The organism is Aquimarina sp. 2-A2 (genome assembly GCF_045505135.1).
In the GTDB taxonomy this organism is placed as follows: Bacteria; Bacteroidota; Bacteroidia; order Flavobacteriales; family Flavobacteriaceae; genus Aquimarina; species Aquimarina intermedia.
On record NZ_JBJKFI010000023.1, the window covers coordinates 1 to 544 of the forward strand.

Below are 544 nucleotides of genomic sequence, written 5' to 3' on the forward strand. Positions count from 1 at the left end.
ACAGAAACCATCAGTCCCGCTACTCCTATTGTTATAAATGGATCCACCAAGGATGCTACTTATGCAGGACGCGCTAATGGAGCTATCGTTGCAACTGTGCAAGGCGGCACGCCCGTGAGTAGCGGACCTACGTATACGTACAGCTGGCGTAGTGATCCTGTGGTTACTATCCCGCCTGCAACTACAACGAATCCCGATACCTCTACCTTTGAGATTTATCTCGAAGACTTACCTGCGGCTACCTATACGCTCGATATTACCGATGGGAAAGGATGTACTGAAAGCTCCGAATTTATTGTAAGTGAACCTCCACCACTAGTTTTTGATACCCTACTTAAAACCGATGTGATCTGTGGAGATAATGACACTGCTAATGATGATGGTACGATAAGCGCCAAAGCTATCGGTGGAATTCCGCCTTATCAGTATCAACTGATGCGTAAAAATGAACTAGACGTCTTTGAAGCCTATGGAGCCCCAGTACTCCTTGATGAAACGCAAACATTTGAGGCAACCATGCTTTCCGGTGGCATGTATCAAGTAC

The 544-nt window shown here is 46.3% G+C and carries 1 pseudogene; it reads left to right on the forward strand.

Annotated features, from left to right (window positions below):
• Positions 1-544 (forward strand): annotated as a pseudogene (locus tag ACJRPK_RS17485) (hypothetical protein); the annotation flags it as partial.